The sequence below is a fragment of the Leclercia adecarboxylata genome (genome assembly GCF_035787115.1).
Classification (GTDB): domain Bacteria; phylum Pseudomonadota; class Gammaproteobacteria; order Enterobacterales; family Enterobacteriaceae; genus Enterobacter; species Enterobacter adecarboxylatus_E.
In genome coordinates this window covers 1-243 of sequence record NZ_JALKTL010000038.1, presented here as the reverse complement: position 1 = coordinate 243, position 243 = coordinate 1, and the positions used below count along the sequence as shown (strand labels likewise).

The window sequence follows — 243 nt, the reverse complement described above, 5'->3', positions numbered from 1 at the left end:
TCTCCGCCAACGCCGATCGCACCGCTGAGCAGGCCGGCGCCCTGCACGATGCACGCTTCCAGCACCTGAAGGAGCAGAAGGCCGAGCAGGCCGCTCTGGGGGCTGCCCTGGTCTCTGCCAACGCCGATCGCACCGCTGAGCAGGCCGGCGCCCTGCACGATGCACGCTTCCAGCACCTGAAGGAGCAGAAGGCCGAGCAGGCCGCTCTGGGGGCTGCCCTGGTTTCCGCCAACGCCGATCGCA

Annotated in this window: 1 protein-coding gene; it reads left to right on the top strand. The window is 70.0% G+C overall.

Annotation, left to right across the window (positions count from 1 at the left end; translation table 11 throughout):
- The coding region (locus tag MXM41_RS22745; RefSeq protein ID WP_325934486.1) for a hypothetical protein at nt 1–243 on the top strand (243 nt) is incomplete at both ends.